Source organism: Komagataeibacter melomenusus, from assembly GCF_013155395.1.
Classification (GTDB): domain Bacteria; phylum Pseudomonadota; class Alphaproteobacteria; order Acetobacterales; family Acetobacteraceae; genus Komagataeibacter; species Komagataeibacter melomenusus.
In genome coordinates, this window is record NZ_JABJWC010000015.1 from 1 (window position 1) to 17,064 (window position 17,064).

17 protein-coding genes are annotated in these 17,064 nt (G+C 65.1%); 6 read left to right on the forward strand and 11 right to left on the reverse strand.

What is annotated here, in order from left to right; translation table 11 throughout:
- The first annotated feature begins 458 nt into the window (after nucleotides 1–458).
- Together HNW77_RS07625 and hpxZ are read left to right on the forward strand one after the other, a co-directional pair.
- On the forward strand, nucleotides 459–911 hold the full coding sequence (locus HNW77_RS07625) for a hypothetical protein (RefSeq protein ID WP_172156587.1): 453 nt from the start codon (nucleotides 459–461) through the stop codon (nucleotides 909–911).
- A gap of 28 nt (nucleotides 912–939) precedes the next feature.
- Nucleotides 940–1,329 carry an oxalurate catabolism protein HpxZ gene (gene hpxZ, locus HNW77_RS07630; RefSeq protein WP_172156589.1) on the forward strand — a complete coding sequence of 130 codons (390 nt, stop codon included), beginning with the start codon at nucleotides 940–942 and terminating at the stop codon, nucleotides 1,327–1,329.
- A gap of 104 nt (nucleotides 1,330–1,433) precedes the next feature.
- Here hpxZ and HNW77_RS07635 read toward each other — a convergent pair whose 3' ends face one another.
- Nucleotides 1,434–2,258: a hydroxyethylthiazole kinase gene (locus HNW77_RS07635; RefSeq protein ID WP_172156591.1), complete on the reverse strand. Its 825-nt coding sequence runs from the start codon at nucleotides 2,256–2,258 to the stop codon at nucleotides 1,434–1,436.
- Between the two features lie 168 nt (nucleotides 2,259–2,426).
- Here HNW77_RS07635 and HNW77_RS07640 point away from each other — a divergent pair, with 168 nt between their 5' ends.
- Nucleotides 2,427–2,924 (forward strand): hypothetical protein, encoded by a 498-nt coding sequence (locus HNW77_RS07640; RefSeq protein ID WP_172156593.1) that lies wholly within the window; start codon nucleotides 2,427–2,429, stop codon nucleotides 2,922–2,924.
- Nucleotides 2,925–2,980: 56 nt separating this feature from the next.
- Here the strand turns inward: HNW77_RS07640 and HNW77_RS07645 are convergent, their stop codons facing one another.
- The gene (locus tag HNW77_RS07645) at nucleotides 2,981–4,681 is read right to left on the reverse strand and encodes a thiamine pyrophosphate-binding protein (protein WP_172156595.1); all 1,701 of its coding nucleotides are present in this window, start codon (nucleotides 4,679–4,681) and stop codon (nucleotides 2,981–2,983) included.
- On the opposite strand from HNW77_RS07645, the gene HNW77_RS17975 reads away from it, so the two are divergent.
- Nucleotides 4,674–4,808 (forward strand): hypothetical protein, encoded by a 135-nt coding sequence (locus tag HNW77_RS17975; protein ID WP_275942142.1) that lies wholly within the window; start codon nucleotides 4,674–4,676, stop codon nucleotides 4,806–4,808. The genes HNW77_RS07645 and HNW77_RS17975 overlap by 8 nt on opposite strands.
- Nucleotides 4,809–5,023: 215 nt before the next feature.
- On the forward strand, nucleotides 5,024–5,482 hold the full coding sequence (locus HNW77_RS07650) for a hypothetical protein (protein ID WP_172156597.1): 459 nt from the start codon (nucleotides 5,024–5,026) through the stop codon (nucleotides 5,480–5,482).
- Nucleotides 5,483–5,653: 171 nt separating this feature from the next.
- Here HNW77_RS07650 and glk read toward each other — a convergent pair whose 3' ends face one another.
- Together glk and HNW77_RS07660 are read right to left on the reverse strand one after the other, a co-directional pair.
- Nucleotides 5,654–6,628 (reverse strand): glucokinase, encoded by a 975-nt coding sequence (gene glk / locus HNW77_RS07655; RefSeq protein WP_172156599.1) that lies wholly within the window; start codon nucleotides 6,626–6,628, stop codon nucleotides 5,654–5,656.
- A 254-nt stretch (nucleotides 6,629–6,882) separates the two neighbouring features.
- Nucleotides 6,883–7,680, reverse strand: a complete 798-nt coding sequence (locus HNW77_RS07660; protein WP_172156601.1) for an SDR family NAD(P)-dependent oxidoreductase — start codon at nucleotides 7,678–7,680, stop codon at nucleotides 6,883–6,885.
- 155 nt (nucleotides 7,681–7,835) lie between these two features.
- Here HNW77_RS07660 and HNW77_RS07665 point away from each other — a divergent pair, with 155 nt between their 5' ends.
- Nucleotides 7,836–8,996: a hypothetical protein gene (locus tag HNW77_RS07665; RefSeq protein WP_172156603.1), complete on the forward strand. Its 1,161-nt coding sequence runs from the start codon at nucleotides 7,836–7,838 to the stop codon at nucleotides 8,994–8,996.
- 91 nt (nucleotides 8,997–9,087) lie between these two features.
- Here the strand turns inward: HNW77_RS07665 and thiL are convergent, their stop codons facing one another.
- The 7 genes from thiL to cydD form a co-directional block, all read right to left on the reverse strand.
- Entirely contained in the window at nucleotides 9,088–10,074 is a 987-nt protein-coding gene (gene thiL / locus HNW77_RS07670) for a thiamine-phosphate kinase (protein WP_172156605.1), read from the reverse strand.
- Nucleotides 10,075–10,099: 25 nt separating this feature from the next.
- The gene (gene nusB / locus HNW77_RS07675; protein ID WP_172156607.1) at nucleotides 10,100–10,645 is read right to left on the reverse strand and encodes a transcription antitermination factor NusB; all 546 of its coding nucleotides are present in this window, start codon (nucleotides 10,643–10,645) and stop codon (nucleotides 10,100–10,102) included.
- A 72-nt stretch (nucleotides 10,646–10,717) separates the two neighbouring features.
- Nucleotides 10,718–11,224, reverse strand: a complete 507-nt coding sequence (nrdR, locus tag HNW77_RS07680; protein WP_172156609.1) for a transcriptional regulator NrdR — start codon at nucleotides 11,222–11,224, stop codon at nucleotides 10,718–10,720.
- 47 nt (nucleotides 11,225–11,271) lie between these two features.
- On the reverse strand, nucleotides 11,272–13,104 hold the full coding sequence (gene recQ / locus HNW77_RS07685) for a DNA helicase RecQ (protein ID WP_172156611.1): 1,833 nt from the start codon (nucleotides 13,102–13,104) through the stop codon (nucleotides 11,272–11,274).
- Between the two features lie 23 nt (nucleotides 13,105–13,127).
- On the reverse strand, nucleotides 13,128–13,502 hold the full coding sequence (locus HNW77_RS07690) for an OmpA family protein (RefSeq protein ID WP_172156613.1): 375 nt from the start codon (nucleotides 13,500–13,502) through the stop codon (nucleotides 13,128–13,130).
- A 134-nt stretch (nucleotides 13,503–13,636) separates the two neighbouring features.
- Nucleotides 13,637–15,334, reverse strand: a complete 1,698-nt coding sequence (cydC, locus tag HNW77_RS07695; protein ID WP_172156615.1) for a thiol reductant ABC exporter subunit CydC — start codon at nucleotides 15,332–15,334, stop codon at nucleotides 13,637–13,639.
- Entirely contained in the window at nucleotides 15,331–17,046 is a 1,716-nt protein-coding gene (gene cydD / locus HNW77_RS07700; RefSeq protein WP_172156617.1) for a thiol reductant ABC exporter subunit CydD, read from the reverse strand. Before cydD ends, cydC begins: the two co-directional genes overlap by 4 nt.
- Nucleotides 17,047–17,064: the final 18 nt, after the last annotated feature.

Consider the following 17,064-nt stretch of genomic DNA (forward strand, 5'->3'; position numbering starts at 1 on the left):
GATACGCCAAGCTACCCAGACCAGTCTCACCCAGTCCAGACCGCCAATCATCATCCCCTAAAGGACAACAATCGCGCCGCCAGCATATCCCTTCCAGATACTCTCTCTATTCTCTTGTCAAAGAACCCTCAACCCAACAGGGCCGAGTAACCTAGCAAATCCACCAAGAAACCTCAAGAAGTTTCCTCAGCGCCGCCGGTGATTGGGGATATAGGACCACCACCAACCACCGTCAATTAGAAAAATGCAGCCTGGGCGAAAAAACTTGCCCCTATCTCAAGGCATATGCCCGGAAAACGGCATCAGACTGCGGGTTTCTGGCCATAAAAAAACAACCGTCAAAAAGGGGCTTCCCCCATTGAAGGCATAAATCCTATCCATTTAAGGCAGGCGCAAAGCGACATGTTTTGAGACATACCGCCTGAACCAGTGTCATTCATTGCAAAAAGCAGGGTCTCATGACGAATCAGTCCCCCAAGTCTTCCCTCATCAGCGAGGTCAACGAGCGCGTTGCCGTGCGCATGACCATCATCTTCGGCAGCATCTGGTGTGTTTACGGCTTTCTGGTTTTTTCGCTCATTCCACTGGCGGCACCCGCATGGCAGAATACGCTGCTCTATATAAGCAACTGCATCCAGCTCGTTGCCCTGCCCGCATTGATGGTGGGCAACGCGGTTCTGAGCCGCGGGGCCGACCAGCGCGCGGCGGAAGACCATGCAGCCCTGATGGAAATTCTCAATGACGTGCGCGACGAGGTCACCGAACTGAAAACGGTCATCAGTGACCTGACCCGCAAAACGGATGAAGTAGCCCATCGCCCGCCGTCAGAAGTCGTATCGATTTCTGATGAGGCTGTTATCAATGTGACGGATGAAGCGCCGCACGCCACCCCGCCTGCCCCGGCATCCTGACCTGTCGCATATATTAAGGGAGAACCGCATGCCTCCGGAACTGAACCGCTGTGAAATCGTGGCGGAACTGACCGCCATGTCCGACCGCTACGAGCGTGCATTGGGTGAAAACGACATCCCCGAACTCGATGCCCTGTTCTATCATGGCCCGGAAACGGTGCGTTATGGCGTCGGCGAGACGCTGTATGGATATGACGAGATTGCCGCCTTCCGCCGTAACCGCACCGGCGGCTCGCCGCCGCGCGATGTGCTGCGCCGGCACATTACCGCCATCGGCACGGATCTGGGCACGGTTGACCTGGAATTCCGCCGCCACGGTGGCGAACGCATCGGGCGGCAGAGCCAGACATGGGTGCGCATGCCCGATGGATGGAAAATCATTGCGGCGCATGTCTCCCTCATGGCCGATATTTCCTGACCTAGGACAGATACCGTTTGAATAGATACATTCGAACTGGTGAAGATGCTCGATAAACAATGAGTTAGAGAAATTCCACTGAGCCTGAGTTCAGTGGAATTTCTCTAGTCGCCTGCCATGCCCTGTAGCTGCGCCAGGGCATCGACAAACCCCGTGGCGAAGGAGGCCGGGCCCTGCGCAGCACCAGCCGCTTTTTCAGCCGCGCGGGCATACAGGGCATGCACGGCCGCAACCATTGTCAGTTGCTCGCCCGGCAGGGGCGTTACCGCAAGCCCTGCTGCAATCAGGCCACCAAGGGCGCAGCCCGCCCCGGTTACGGTTGTCAGCCAACGGTGCCCGCCCGGTATGATGACCTGCTGGCCATCAGGCGAAAGGACATGGTCCTCCGGCCCGCTAATGGCCACGATCGCACCCAGCCTGCGTGCCAGCGCCTGCCCCGGCGGCACGGCCTGCGCGATCGAGGCGGTTGTCTCCACCCCGCGCGCGGAGGCTGCGCCGCCTGCCAAGGCCATGATTTCACTGGCATTGCCGCGAATGACAGCGGGCCTGCGCGCCGCCATGGTGCGAATGATATCGTCATATTCCGCAGCACCCGCCCCCATGGCGACGGGGTCGAGCACCCAGGGCACCCCTGCCGCATTGGCGGCGTCGATCGCGGCCAGCATGTCCTGCATTGTCGCATTGATCAGCCCTGCCGCGTTCACCCATAGCCCACCGGCCTGCGCGCCGAAGGCCGCGGGCCAGCCGGGTGCTGCCCCGATCGCTGGCGCGGCACCTGCCGCAAGCAGCACGTTGGCGCTTAAGGTGGCTGCGACATAATTCGTCAGGCCATAAACAAATGGTGCCTGGGAGCGGATGCGCCGCAGGGCGGGGCCGCAATCGGGACTGTCATACTGCATGCGGCGCGTGACACATGTTACAGAATGCATGGTTACGTTCCCTTCCCTTCCCGTCATGCAGACAGTGGGCATGAAGCAGACAGGGGTTGCCTTTTGATGATAATCAACTGAAAAACAAAGAACGAAGCCGGTCAACCATGCCGGAACCCAGTGACGGCCTTCATGCTCCCAGCCAGCCTATCGTAACAGGAACATATCGTGCGCCCAGCCCTTCTTTCCGCCCCCGTCCTTCTTGTAGCGGGACTACTGGCCGCCCCCTCCGCCCGGGCGGCTGACGCGCTGGGCCAGCCAACGGCTTCGCTGTGCTTCCGCCTGCATGACGCTGCCCTTGCCGGTGGCTATTCATGGGGCAAGGGGCGGCTTTATTTTGGCGGCCATTCCTACCCGGTCAAGATCACGGGTGGCGGCGCGGTGGGAATCGGCTACAGCACGCTGCGGGGCGAAGGGAAAGTCTACAACCTTGCCCGCCTGTCCGACATCAATGGCACGTACTGGTCGGTTCGGGCCGAAGGTACGATTGGCCGGGGCCGTAACGTAACAGTGCTCGATAACAACCATGGCGTTGATATCAAGGCGAGCATGCGAACGAGCGGGGCGCATCTGGCCGCCGCCGTCATGCGCCTGACCCTGAAGGTTGATCCTGGTGGGGAGCGGGTCGAGGCCATGCCCGCCTCCTGCAGTTTCCCCATCCGCTAGGAACGTGTGTAAAAAATTTTGTTATTTCAGGGCATTATCGGGTCTTTCCTTCCCCGCTAGACTGTACTGATCACGATCTCGACAAGGTTGGGCCGCCCCGATGCCATCGCGGCCTCAATGGCCGGGGCAATGTCGGCGGCCCGCGTGATCTGCCGGGATTCCAGCCCGTATGACGTCGCCATCGCCTGATAATCAATGGGCGGATCACACAGGTCCATCGCCAGGAAATTGCCCTGCCGGGCCGAGACATAATGCGTCTGCCCGCGCATGAAGCCCTTGAGCACGTTATATTCGCGGTTGTTCATCACCACGAATGTCACGGGCAACTGCTCATGCGCCGCCGTCCAGATCGCCTGTGGGGAATAAAGGGCCGCGCCATCGCCCACCAGGCAGACCACCGGCTCGCGCCCCAGCCCGAGCGAAGCGCCTACCGCAGCCGGCATGCCCCAGCCCAGCGCGCCCCCGCGCAGAAAGGAATACTGCGCCGCCCAGTCGCTGTTGAGGAACATGCGCGTGTAGGACGAGGTGGCGATCGCCTCATCCACGATGGCAACCTGCGGGCCTATGGCGCGCACGGCCTCATGGGCAGCAACACACGGGGCGATGACGGCATCATCCTGATGGGCCACGACCAGTTCTTCAGCCTCGCGCCGCCTGCGGGCGCGGGCGGCCACGACGTTTTCACGCGCGGCGACATACGCCGCGCGACGGGGTTCGGTCTCGCGCCCGAGCAGCGGCAGCAGTACCTCGAGCGAGGCACGGATATTGCCCACGAGGGAGAGCGGCGTCTGGAACGTGCGGCCAAGGTCACGCGCATCGGCCGAGACCTGATAGACCGCGCAGCCCGGTGGCACAGGCGAGCCCTCGGAATACAGGATGGTGATGAGCGACTTGCCGCCGAGTGCGAAAATCGCATCATAATCCGCAAGGCGGCTGGCTATGTCGGTTGCGCGCGTGGGCATGTTGCCTGCCCAGAGCGGGCACGACGTGGCGAACGGAATGCGCGAGGGCCATGACGCGCCATAAACCGGCGCACCCAGTATGTCAGCCACGGCCGCGACCTGTGCTGCGGCACCGGCTCCATGCACCTCGTCGCCCGCGATGATGGCCAGCCGCCCCGGCGTGATGCCAGCCAGCGCGCGGGCCAGTTCGGGCAGCCCACCGGCTATGGCCTCGCGGTTGATGACAGAGGGCCTGCCGATGTCGATATCACTGGCCTCCTCCATTACATCCATAGGCAGCGACAGGAAAACCGGCCCCGAGGGCGCGGCCATCGAATCGTTGAAAGCCCGGCGCACCAGCACGGGCAACTGGTCGGCATGCAGCACTTCCTGCGCCCATTTCACCGCCGGGGTGGCGATGCTGACCAGATCGCCAAACAGCAGCGGGTCGGAAATGGTATGCCGCGAATCCTGCTGGCCCGCCGTCACCACCAGCGGTGTCTGTGATACGCTGGCATTGAGCAGGTTGCCCATGCCATGCCCCAGCCCGCCCGCCGTATGCAGGTTGAGAAAGCCGGGGCGGCCTGCCGCCTGCGCATAGCCATCGGCCATGGCCACAACACTCGCCTCCTGCAGGGCCAGGATGTATTTCAGGTCCGGGCGGCGCTGCAGGGCATCGATCAGGGGCAGTTCCGTCGTGCCGGGATTGCCAAAGATATAGCGCACCCCTTCACTTTCCAGAATTTCGAGAAGGATGTCGGCGCCGCGCCGACCGCCCGTTCCCCGTGCCGCGACCTCAAGCGGTGTAATGGCCATGCTGTTCCCTGCCTGCTTTGAAGGTGTGGGTCATGGCACCACGTTTTGGGGTGCGGGTCCAGCAGCGGCGGGGCAGGCAGGTGTCAATTTTTATCTTGATAATGATAGTGATTATCATTATCAGTAATGCACCCCGTGGGTTCCCCGACAGATTCCCAACCGTCGATTTCCCAACCCTTCCCACGGCAACTTGCGGCATCACCTGCACCCGGGTGATGCCGTTTTTTATCACGGGCATCACAGGCCCACGGTACCGACGCGCACAAGCGTGCATCTTGTGATTGACCACCTGCTGCAACACGAAGATGATACACGCTTACGCGACCATGAAAGTACGCTCCCTTGCCTGCCGACAGTCCCGCGCCACCGACTGCACAGACAACCGCCCACGGCGCGCAGGCGGATCATGACCCGGCACTTCCCGTCATTATCGAGGCGCTGCGCCATGATGGCATCATCACCGCCCGCCAGGTCGAGGCGGCACGGTTCTGGGCCACGGATTACCGGATTGGCGTGATGGGGCTGGATGACCCGCTGTTTGACCGGACATCGCTCGGCCTGTCGCGTCGCCCGCTCAACGGGCGGATCGGGTCGATCAACCGGTATCGCCATATCCATGATATCATCGGGGCGCGTTACGAGCGCGTGCTCGTCGCCGCGATGATCGATCACCGGCCCCTGGCCGAACTTGCCCGCCATGCGCGCCACGACCCCGAGCATATGGGGCAGGTTCTGGCCCTGCTGCTTGATTTCCTGACCCGGCATTACGATGCCATGCCCGGCCACCTGTGGCGCGGCTGAAACTGGCAGCCTCTATCATAGCCTGAAATCATAAAAGTTTCAGAAGACGTCGCCTAGGAACTTTTCTCATTTTTAAACAGTCGCCTAAAAAAATGCCGCCCTTTCTCGCGAAAAGGCGGCATCGGGAAACTGTCTTTAATTTTTATCAGTCAGCCGTTTTCAGGCAGGCTGTCAGTCCTGGCGGTACGCCTCGGCAAAGGCCGCGGCCGCGCCAAGCAGGCCGGGCTGCGGATAGGTGATCAGTTTCACCGGCATTTCCGACATCATGCCCTCGAACCGGCCCTTGGCCACGAAGCGCTCGGCAAAGCCGGAATTGGGCAGGTGCTTGGCTAGGCGCAGCCCCAGGCCGCCTGCAATCACCACGGCACTGCCGCCCTGCGCCAGCGCAAGGTCGCCCGCCACGGTGCCCAGGCTGAGGCAGAAGCGCTCGAGGGCCGCCGCCGCCACGGGGTCGGAGCCTTCCAGCGCCATGGTCCACAGGGCCTTGTCATCACGCGCCTTGACCGAGAGTTCCCCCATCTCGGCAATCGCCTCATACAGGTTCAGCAGGCCCGGCCCGGACACCACGCGCTCGACCGACACGCGACGGTAACGGCGGCGCAGCACGGTCAGGATACGGTCTTCAAGCGGGTCGAGCGGCGAGAAATCGATATGCCCGCCCTCGGTCTCGCACACGAAGTAACCGTTTTTGCGCCGCACGATGTAAGCCGAGCCCAGCCCCGTGCCCGGCCCCACCACGGTGGTCACGCCCTGCTCGGGCAGCGGCACGTCAGGCCCGCAGATATGCTGGAGGCTATCCGCCCCCACCTGCGCCACGGCGTGGGCCACGGCGCCGAAGTCATTGACCAGGATCAGTTCATCCACCCCGAGCTTGACCGGCAGCCACGCAGGCTGGATCACCCAAGGGTTGTTGGTCAGCTTGAGGATATCGCCCTTGATCGGGCACGCCACGGCAATGCCGGCCGCCTTGGGCAGCGGGCGGTCGACCACGCGGGCAAAGGCCTCCCATGCCAGTTGCAGGCTGGCGTGATCGGCACATTTCAGGGTCGTGGCCTCCCCCAGCGTGACGACACGGCCCTGGTCCACCTGGGCAATGGCGAACCGCGCATGGGTTCCACCAATGTCAACTGCTACGATCTCTTTCATGTCCGGTCACGCTCCGTGGCCATACGGCAGATGGCTGCCCGCATCATTGTAATAAAAATGGCCTGCAAGTGTGCCCGTCCCCGGCATTGCATGCAACAGGCGGATCAATTCGGGCTTCGCAGGCCTGTGGATTCACATCTCGATCCTGAAAAGAGACCAGCCGGGTCGGCATTTCATTGATCGAAGTCACAAAATGGCCCTAATCGTTGCGATCAGGACTAAAATACATTTTATAACCGCAACACAGCGGCAGATCAGTCCGTCTGGTCCGCCCTGATGGCGGCAAGGATGCGCCGCTTGAGCGGCCACGGCACCAGCGTATCGACCAGCCGCAGCACCGAAAACACGAACGGAAAGACCAGGTGCGGCTGGTTACGCGCCACCGCGCGCGCAATGCGGCGCGCGGCAGAGGGCGCGCTCTGCAGGAAGGGCTTGGCCCCCACCACGCGGCGGCTCATGGGGGTATCGACAAACCCCGGCGAGACCAGCGTCACCCCGATGCCCAGGGGCGCGAGCGCCATCTGCTGGGCCTCGGCAAAGCGCTTGAGCCCGGCCTTTGAGCCGGAATAGGCCGCAGCAAACGGCAGCGCATGAAAGGCCGCGACCGAAGCGAGCATGACGATATGCCCCCGCCCGCGCGCCACCATGCATTCCGCCGCCGCCGCCGCCATGGCGGAAGGGGTGGCGTAGTTGACCAGCCCCAGCCGCAGCACGTCCTCCGCCTTTTCCACCACGTCATCGCTGCGCCGCATGTCGCCAAGCCCTGCGGCAAGGATGGCGATGCCAATGGGATGGGCCGCATCATCGGCGCGCAGGGCCGCGATGGCGGCGGCGCCATCGGCCAGGTCGAGCACGCGGGTCTGCACCGTCACACCGCAGGCCCGCGCGCGCGCCGCCACCGCCTCGAGCCGCGCCGCGTCGCGCCCCCACAGCAAAAGCGGCCGCCCTTGGGCGGCATAGAGCCATGCCAGTTCCGCTCCTATCCCGCTCGAGGCCCCCGTAATCAGCACATATCGGCCTTCATCCGTGCGTGATGCGGTGCTTCCTGTCATTGTCCATCTTCCTTTTCGGGGTCCATCTGTGCCATGAGCACAACAACAGGACGGACCACCGAATCATTTCTTTTAACCCATGCCTGCATAGCCTGCCCCGTTTTGCCACGGAATGAGGTCGATGCCGGTAATGTTCAGGATGCAACGAACCGGTCATGAACGAAACCGATCGTCTTACTATCATACCCGTTTCCGGTTTTCGTCAGATGACCACCTTCATCCAGTTGCCCCGCCACCTCTATGCGGGGCTGCCGGGCTATGTGCCGCCGCTCGACCTGACCCAGCGCGACCTGCTCACCCCGCGCAAGAACTCCTTTTTCCGCAACGGGCGGGCGCAGTATTTCCTGGCCATGCGCGGCAGGCGGGCCGTGGGCCGCATCTCGGCGCAGATCGATCCGGTCTCGATGGAGCATTACGGCGCGCCGATCGGCTTTTTTGGCGCGCTCGATGCGATTGACGACCTTGAGGTGGTCTCCGCCCTGCTCGATACGGCGGGCACCTGGCTGCGGCAGCGCGGCATGAAGACCATGCGCGGCCCCCAGACGCTCGACAGCAATGGCGAGTTCGGGATGATGCTCGAAGGCCACCACGCCCTGCCCATGGTGGCCATGCCGTGGCACCCCAAATGGCTGCCCGGCATGATGGAGGCCTGCGGCTGCACCAAGGTGCGCGACCTCGTGGCCTACCAGATGCATACCGGGCCTGATGCGGAGGAAGCCCATCTCGTGCCCGCCAGCCTGCGGCTGGGCGAAGGCAGGCTGGGCAATGTCACCACGCGCGGCCTGCGCATGGACCGCATCAAGGAAGATGGCGAGATCCTGCGCCAGCTTTACAACGATGCGTGGCGCAATAACTGGGGCTCGATCCCGCTGGCGCGCGAAGATATCGAATCCATGATCGTGGAGATGAAGCCACTGCTCAAGCCCGAGCATTTCGTGCTGATCGAGCAGGCGGGCAAGCCGGTGTGCGTGGCGCTGGTGGTGCCCAACGTGTTCGACATCTCGGCCGACCTCAATGGCGATCCTTCGCCGCTGGGCTGGCTCAAGCTGGGCAAGCGGCTGCTGCGCCACGAGTTCCATTCCGCGCGCGTGATCCTGCTGGGCGTAAGCTCCGTGCTCGATGGCACGGCCCTTGGCGCGATCATGCCCGCCCTGGCCATTACCGAACTCATGAAGCGCGGCCGCAGCCTGCCCTACCGCACCATCGAACTGGGCTGGGTGCTGGAGACCAACACGTCAATGCGCCGCCTGATCGAGCGCATCACGCCCGAGCCGTGCAAGCGCTACCGGGTGTATGACCGCCTTTTGGAAGAATAAGAGAAAATAAAAGTTCTTGGGTGCCGCCTTTTTTTCCAAAAAGGCGGTGCTCTTTCAAAGCTTTTTGAAAAAAGCTTCACCAAAAACTTTCCTATGTGTCAGGGCTGGCGACATGGCTCCAGCCCTGCCGGGCCAGCTTTATGTCCTGCCCCGCATCATCATGCACCCGCACGCCGCTCCCTGGCACGATCTGGCCGATGCGGGTCACGGCAATGCCCACGCGGGCGGCATGGGCCAGCAGGCGGCTTTCCTGCGCGGGCGGTACGGCCAGCAGCAATTCATAATCATCGCCGCCTGTCAGGCACCGCGGCAGCCATGTGGGGCCAAGCGCGCGCACCGCGGGCGAAAGCGGCACCCGTGCGGCCTCGATCATGGCCCCCACCCCGCTCTCGCGCGCCATGTGCCCCAGATCCTGCACCAGCCCGTCGGATACATCCATGCCTGCCGAGGCAATGCCGCCGAGTTCAAGCCCCAGCCGCGGGCGCGGTAGCTGGTAGCGGCTGGCCAGGTAGCCATCAGGGTCGGGCACCTGCCCCTGCCGGGCCAGCAGGCCCATGGCGCCATCGCCAATCGTACCGGTCACCCATATGCCATCCCCCGCCTGCGCGGTACTGCGCCGCAGCGCCATGCCGGGCGCCACATGCCCCAGTATGGTCAGCGAGAGCACCAGCGGGCCGGTTGTCGCGGTCGTATCGCCACCCAGCAGGGCAAGGGCGAACTGCTGCTGGTCGCGTGCAAGACCGGCCGCAAAACCGGCAAACCAGGCTTCATCACGCGCAGGCGGCATGGACACGGTCAGCAGGTAGCCCAGAGGCGTAGCATCCATGGCCGCAAGGTCGGACAGGTTGCAGCGCAGCAGCTTGCGGCCAATGGTGTGCGAAGGGTCATCGGGCAGGAAATGCACGCCCTCGACCATGGCATCCGCCGCGACAACAAGCTGCCGCCCGGCTGGCGGCGTGAAGACGGCCGCGTCATCACGCAGGTCCAGCGCGCCATCACCCGCCAGCGGGCGGAACACGCGGGCAATGAAGCCGAATTCAGCCGGCAGGCCGTGCTCGCCAGCGCGATCCGGTGCCATGGCCGCCCTCCTTAATGACCCCGCTTCAGGAAGCCTGGCTGTCAGGCGCTTCATCAACGCCATCCTGCGCCGCATCGGCAGGGGCTGCGGGGGCGGGTTCGTTCACGCGGCGCGACAGGGCATCGAGCACGCCGTTGAGCATGCGCGGCTCGTCACCGGCGAGGAAGCCGTGCCCGATATCCATGTATTCGTTGATGATGACGCGCGCGGGCGCGGGGTCGGCTGCCAGCATCTCGCCGCCTGCGGCGTGCATGATGGCGCGCAGCACCGGGTCAAGGCGGGCCAGCGGCCATGAGGCGGGCAGGATCTCGTGCAGCAGCGCGTCGATACGCTCCTGCCGGGCCACGGCCCCGCGCACCACGATGCCGAACAGCCGGGCATCGGCCTCGGGCACCTGGCCTTCGGCATATTCGGAACTGGCCCCGCCAAGGCGGTGCCGGTTGAACTGGTTGATGACCTGCTCCGCCCCTTCATGCCCCTGCTCGATCTGGAACAGGGCCTGCACTGCTGCCACGCGTGAAGCGGTGCGGGAACGGACCTTGGGCTGCCGGTCGCCGTCTGTCTGTGTCATGGCGCGTTACTCCTGCTGTGGCGTTGCTGCAAAATCACGGCTTCATCGCCTCTTTGGGCGGCGGGGTCCAGTTCAATCTTTGTCTTTCGGGCCGGAAGGCGGAAAGTCCTCGCTGCCCGCCCCCGGTCCCGCGGTTGAAATCGTGGCCAGAATATCAGCAAAATCCTTGGTTTCACGGAAATCCCAGTGCACGCTGGCAAAGCGGATATAGGCGACTGAATCAATTTCACGCAGCGTTTCCATGACCAGCCGCCCGATATCGCGTGAGGGGATGTCCGTCTCCCCCATCGCCTCGAGCCTGCGCACCAGCCCGTTGACAATCCGCTCGATGCGCTCGGCATCGACCGGGCGCTTGCGCAGCGCGACCTTGACCGAGCGGGCCAGCTTGTCACGCTCGAAGGGCACGCGCCGCGCATCGGCCTTGATCACCACCAGATCACGCAACTGCACGCGCTCGATGGTGGTGAAGCGCTGCCCGCACGAGCCACAGATGCGCCTGCGGCGGATGGCCGCCCCATCTTCATGCGGGCGGCTGTCCTTTACCTGTGTGTCGTCATGTCCGCAAAAAGGGCAACGCATGGGCAAGCTGTTCCTGATCTGGGGGCAAAAACACGCGTGGCGTGGCCTCAGGCCCCGGTCTGCGCCAGCACGTCGAGCACCGCCTCGCCATAGCGGGCCAGCTTCGAGCCGCCCACGCCACGGATCATGCCAAGTTCATCGAGCGAGGTCGGGCGCTCGAGGGCAATATCATGCAGCACCGCATCATGAAAAATGACATAAGGCGGAATTTCCTGCTCACGCGCCTCGCCCAGCCGCCAGGCGCGCAGCGCCTCGTAGCGGGCAGCGGCCTCGGGGGTCAGGTCGGCCATGGCAGGGCGCGTGCCGCCCCCGGTGCCGCGCGCGGCCTTGAGGTCCTCGGTCGCGTCCTCGCGCAGCATGATCGGTTCCTCGCCGCGCAATATGGGGCGCGCGCGGCCTTCCTCAAGGGCAAGGGCGTTATATTCGCCCGTTACCCTGATGGCGCCACGCGCGATAAGCTGGCGGATCACGCCGCGCCAGAACGGCTCGGGCCGGTCGCGGCCGATGCCGAACACGCTCAGCTTTTCATGTCCGTGCCGCGCCGTCATGTCCGATGTCTTGCCCCGCAGCACGCCCGCCACATGCACCGCGCCAAAGCGCTGGCCGGTGCGGTAGATGGCCGAGAGCACCTTCTGCGCGGCCACGGTGCCATCAAACGTGGCCACCGGGCTGCGGCAGTTGTCGCAATGGCCGCAGGCTTCATCAAGTTCCTCGCCAAAGCACGAGAGCAGCGCCTGGGTGCGGCAGCCCGTGGTTTCGGTCAGGGCGATCATGGCCTCGAGCCGTGCGCTCATGATGCGTTTCTGCGCATCGGGCGCGTTGGACTGCTCCAGCCAGTAGCGCGCACGTGCCATGTCATCGCCGCCATACAGCAGCACGGTCTCGGCCTGCTCGCCATCACGCCCGGCACGACCGATCTGCTGGTAATACCCTTCAGGCGAGGATGGCATGTCCAGATGCACCACGGCGCGTACGTCGGGCCGGTCGATGCCCATGCCAAAGGCGATGGTAGCCACGATCACCACCGGCTCGCCCGAGCGGAAGCGCATCAGTGCCGCGCGCTTTTCCACCGGCGAGAGGCCGGCATGGAACGGCAGCGCCGCATAGCCCTTGCCCGCCAGCGAACGCGCCACGCGCTCGGTCTTGCTGCGGCTGCCACAATACACGATGGAGGCCGCCCCCCGGTGCCGGTCGAGAATGGTGGTGAGCTGCCGGATTTCCGATGTCTTGGGCTTGACCGCGATATCGAGGTTGGGGCGATGGAAACTGGCCTTGAACACCGTGGCATCCGGCATGGCCAGGGCTTCAAGGATATCGCTGCGCGTGCGCGCATCCGCCGTGGCGGTGAGTGCGATGCGCGGCACATTTGGGAAATGCTGCGGCAGGGCCGCAAGTTCACGGTATTCGGGGCGGAATTCATGCCCCCAGGCCGAGATGCAGTGCGCCTCGTCAATGGCGATGACCGAAAGCGTGAGCCGCCCGAGCCGGTCGAGCATGCCCGGCGAGAGCAGGCGCTCGGGCGAGACGTAGAGAATATCGAGCCGACCCGCCATCAGGTCCGAGCGCACGCGGGCGGCATCCTCGGGTTCCTGCTCGGAGTGCAGGGCACCGGCATTGACGCCAAGCTGCCGCAGCGCGGCCACCTGGTCATCCATCAACGCGATCAGGGGAGATATGACCAGCCCCGTGCCGGGCCGGGCCAGGGCGGGCACCTGATAGCACACGCTCTTGCCGCCGCCGGTCGGCATGAGCACGAGGCAGTCGCGCCCGGCCATGACCTCGGCGACAGCCTGCTGCTGCAGGCCACGGAAATCAGGGAAGCCGAATACCTCGGCCAGCACCGCGCGCGGGTCGCGCGTGCTGCCTTCGGGCGGCATCATATCATGAAAGGCGGGGCCTTGGCTCAGTGTCCGCCAACCTCGATCTCGACCCGGCGCGAGGCCAGCGCACCGTCCTCGTTGTTCATCGGGCCACGCGGCTGCTGGGTGATATGGCCGGCATCCACGCCGTCAACCGCAAGCTGGCGGGCCACGATCTTGGCGCGGTCAATGGCCAGCAGTTCATCAGCCGACAGGTCATGGCTGGCGGCGGCATAGCCTTCAACCCGCACCTTGGCGTTGTTGGCCACGGCACGCTGGGCCGCCTGCGAGATCACGGTCTGGGCCGGGGCATCAAGCTGGGCCGAATTGGGGGTGAAGAACACGACATACTTGCCCGGATGGCCACCAGCGCATCCTGCCAGCAGACCAAGACCAAGAAGAAGGGACAGGCGACGCATGATGGAGTTACTCCCGTTTCAGATATGCATGACGGACCGCGCCCAGCCTTGAGGTGTGTCCGATCCGGTTTTGAGCTACTTCGTGCCCGCTGGGGCGGGGCACGTCAATCCTTTCGGCAGGCATGGCCGCCCCTTCATGCCGTAGCGGCCACGGTTTTGCCACCGACGATACGCCATGCCTGATCCAGCTTTTCCACACCCGTCAGCCGGTGCACGATCAGAATGACCGTGCGCCCCTGCGTCACCTCATTGAGGGTGAGCAGGAATTCGCGCTCGGTCTGGGCATCCAGCCCGGTGGCCGGTTCATCCAGGATCAGGATCGGCGCGCGCGACAGCAGCACACGCGCCAGCGCCAGCCGCCGTCCCTGCCCGCCTGACACGCTTGCCCCGCCTTCACCCAGCCAGCTATCCAGCCCATCGGGCAGGGCGCGCACCACATCGGCCACGCGGGCCTGCTCCAGCGCCGCCCACAGGTCGGCCTCGGTGGCGTCGGGGCGGCCGAGCAGCAGGTTGGCGCGAATCGTATCGGTAAACAGATGCGTCGCCTGAGAAAGCCACGCAATCCGCGCGCGCATCGCCTCATCGCGGATGGTGGCGATATCCTCGCCGCCAAGCATAATGCGCCCCGCCTGCGGCCCCACCACCTTGAGCAGCAGCGCTGCCAGCGTGGACTTGCCCGCCCCCGAAGGCCCCATGACCGCAATGCGCTGGCCTGCGGGAATGCTCAGGTCAAGATGGTCGAGCACCGGGGCGCGCGCCGCATCCCACCGGAAGGAAACCTGCTCGAAGCGGATGTCGGTGCCCGCGGGCGCAGGCTGCGTGCCTTCGGGCGGCGCGTGCTCGGGCAGGTCGCCCACCGCCACCACGCGGGCGGCGGCGCGGGTAATGTTGCCTGCAAGCGCGCCCGCGCGCGTCAGCCCGCCAATGCTCTCGAAGGCCGCGACCGTCAGGAACAGCACGGCAGCCGCCTGCAGCGGGGCAATACGCGGCAGGCCCAGACCCAGTGCTGCGGCCAGAACCGCCACAACCGCCGCCTGCCCGCACAGATAGGAGGCGGCACCGGCCAGCGCCAGCATGCGGGCCTGCTTCATCTGCGCACGGTAGAGGCCGGCGTCACGGTCGCGCACATGGTCGAGCATGCGCCCCTCCGCCCCGAAGGTGGCGATTTCACGCAGGCCACCGACCATGTCGAGCACGCCCACGCGCAGTTGCGCCGCCTCATGGTTGACCTGTCCGCCTTCGCGCCGCCCCAGCACGGCGGCGCACAGCGGCAGCACGAAGGCCCCGCAGGCGAACAGCGCGCAGACCACCACGGCCAGCACCGTGCAGACCATGTTGATGGCAATGAACAGGAACGGCAGCACAAGACACGCGCCCGCCAGCGGCAGGATGATGCGCAGGTACAGCCCGTCCAGCGTCTCGACATCCGACACGAGGCGCGAGAGCAGGTCGCCCGCGCGGCGGAAGCCAAGCCCCGCCGCCGCCCCGCGCGCAAGGTGGCGGAAGAACCACACCCGCACATCGGCCAGCGCGCGGAACATGGCATCATGCGCGACCAGCCGCTCCGCATAGCGCAGGATCACGCGCGCACTGCCAAAGATGCGCAGCGCCCCGGTCGTGACCACGATCATGCCCATGGTCATGGCGGCGACACGGATGCCGGCCTCGCGCATCAGCACAAGGCCGATGATCAGCGCCAGCAGCGACAGCAGAGCACCTGCCGTAAGCAGCGGCGCACGGCGCTGCCAGATGTGCAGGATGCGGCCCACGGGGGCGAGCACGCCCTCGCGCTGTGCCTGACGGTCGAGTTCCCTTGTCTGTGAGGATTTCACGATACTTTCTCCCCACTGGTCACGACATGGCCCTGCGCCAGGTCGATGCGCTGGCCGTCAAACCCCGCCACCGCGCTGGAATGGGTGGCCAGGATGACGGTGCGCCGGGCGGCAAGGCGGCGCAGGCTTTCAAACACATCGGCCTCGGTATCAGGGTCGAGATGCGCGGTGGGCTCGTCCAGCACCACAAGCGGCGCATCCTTGAGGAAGGCACGCGCAATCGCCACGCGCTGCGCCTGGCCGCCAGACAGGCCAAAGCCGCCCTCGCCAATAAAGGTATCTAGCCCATGGGGCAGGCTGGCCACGAAATTCCCGGCTGCTGCCGCCTCCACCGCGGCACGAAGCTGGTCTTCGGTTGCATCGGGGCGGGCGAAAAGGATGTTCTCGCGCAGCGTGCCCGCAAACAGCACCGGCTTCTGCCCGATCCATGAGGTCATGGCCACCAGGGCTTCCGGCGCCAGCGTGGTCATGTCCACGCCGTTGAACGTAATGCGCCCGCTGGCCGGCTGGATAAAGCCGAGCAGCAGTTCGATGATGGTGGACTTGCCCGAGCCCGACGCACCGCACAGCAGCAGCGTCTGGCCCGCGGGCACGCTGAAGGACACATCATCAACCGCCATGCCGCGTGCGATGTCCCATGCGAAGCTGACATGCTCGAAGGCAACCGCGACGCCCCCCGTCATGTCGCACACCGCCTGGCCGCCCACCCGCGCGGGCGTGGCCCCATCGGGCAGGATGCGCATCGCACTTGCCGCACCCGAGGCATGCGCCCGGTCCTGATAGGCCAGGGCAAGGCTGCGGAAAGGCGCAAAGAATTCCGGCACCACCAGCACCACGAACAGCCCGCGCGCGACCTGCCCTGCCATGAAGGCAGCGGGCACGCCCTGCTCGTGCAGGTCCATCAGATGCGCACCGTTGCGCAGGGCAATGAGCACAAGGGCCACGACCATGGCGCAGTCAATGGAGGCGGAAGAGAGGAATGCCACGCGCAGCACCTTCATGGTGCGCAGGCGCAACTCCTCAGCACTTGCCGCAAGCCTGCGGGTTTCATCCTCGGTGCGGCCGGACAGCACGATGGTGGCGATGCCGCGCACCCGGTCAAGGAAGCGGGCCTGAAGGCGGGTCATGGCCAGGAACTGGTTGCGCGAGGCCACCGCCGCCCCGATGCCGAACAGCGCCTGGCCAAACGGCACGGCAAGGCCGCACACGGCCATGATCAGCGCCGAGCCCGGCTGCACGAGCGCCGCCAGCACGCCAATGACAAGCGGTGCCGCCACCCACAGCACGGAAGCAGGCAGCCAGCGGGCAAAGAACCCGTCCAGCGCCTCGATCCGGTCAACGGCCAGCGCGGTCAGCTCGCCCGTATGGTGCTGGCGCAACAGGCCCGGGCCGCCACGCATGATGGCCTCGATCACGCCGCCACGCAGGCGGGCGCGGCCCTTCATGCCCGCGCGCGCGGCCAGCGTGTCCGATGCCGCCTGCAGGCCCGCGCGCGCCACAGCCAGCCCGACCAGCCCGGCCAGCGGCCATGCAACAACCGGCATGCCACCGGGCACCAGCACGCAGGCCAGCACGGTGGCGATGCACCACACCTGCCCCACGGCGATGGCGGATATGGCCAGACCCAGCAACACCACAGGCATGGCCTGCCTGCGCCCCAGGCGCGACTGTGCCCGGGTCCACGCCTTCATCACTGTCTTGTCATCACTCATGACCGCTCCCTATACCGA

Coding starts and splice junctions, on each gene's coding strand:
- thiL (WP_172156605.1), bottom strand. CDS start 10,074: ATGGCACCGGATCGCGCTGGCGAGCACGGCCTGCCGGCTGAATTCGGC.
- cydD (WP_172156617.1), bottom strand. CDS start 17,046: ATGAGTGATGACAAGACAGTGATGAAGGCGTGGACCCGGGCACAGTCG.
- HNW77_RS07690 (WP_172156613.1), bottom strand. CDS start 13,502: ATGCGTCGCCTGTCCCTTCTTCTTGGTCTTGGTCTGCTGGCAGGATGC.
- glk (WP_172156599.1), bottom strand. CDS start 6,628: ATGAAAGAGATCGTAGCAGTTGACATTGGTGGAACCCATGCGCGGTTC.
- HNW77_RS07635 (WP_172156591.1), bottom strand. CDS start 2,258: ATGCATTCTGTAACATGTGTCACGCGCCGCATGCAGTATGACAGTCCC.
- nrdR (WP_172156609.1), bottom strand. CDS start 11,224: ATGCGTTGCCCTTTTTGCGGACATGACGACACACAGGTAAAGGACAGC.
- HNW77_RS17975 (WP_275942142.1), top strand. CDS start 4,674: ATGGCCATGCTGTTCCCTGCCTGCTTTGAAGGTGTGGGTCATGGCACC.
- nusB (WP_172156607.1), bottom strand. CDS start 10,645: ATGACACAGACAGACGGCGACCGGCAGCCCAAGGTCCGTTCCCGCACC.
- HNW77_RS07625 (WP_172156587.1), top strand. CDS start 459: ATGACGAATCAGTCCCCCAAGTCTTCCCTCATCAGCGAGGTCAACGAG.
- HNW77_RS07665 (WP_172156603.1), top strand. CDS start 7,836: ATGAACGAAACCGATCGTCTTACTATCATACCCGTTTCCGGTTTTCGT.
- HNW77_RS07645 (WP_172156595.1), bottom strand. CDS start 4,681: ATGGCCATTACACCGCTTGAGGTCGCGGCACGGGGAACGGGCGGTCGG.
- HNW77_RS07660 (WP_172156601.1), bottom strand. CDS start 7,680: ATGACAGGAAGCACCGCATCACGCACGGATGAAGGCCGATATGTGCTG.
- recQ (WP_172156611.1), bottom strand. CDS start 13,104: ATGATGCCGCCCGAAGGCAGCACGCGCGACCCGCGCGCGGTGCTGGCC.
- hpxZ (WP_172156589.1), top strand. CDS start 940: ATGCCTCCGGAACTGAACCGCTGTGAAATCGTGGCGGAACTGACCGCC.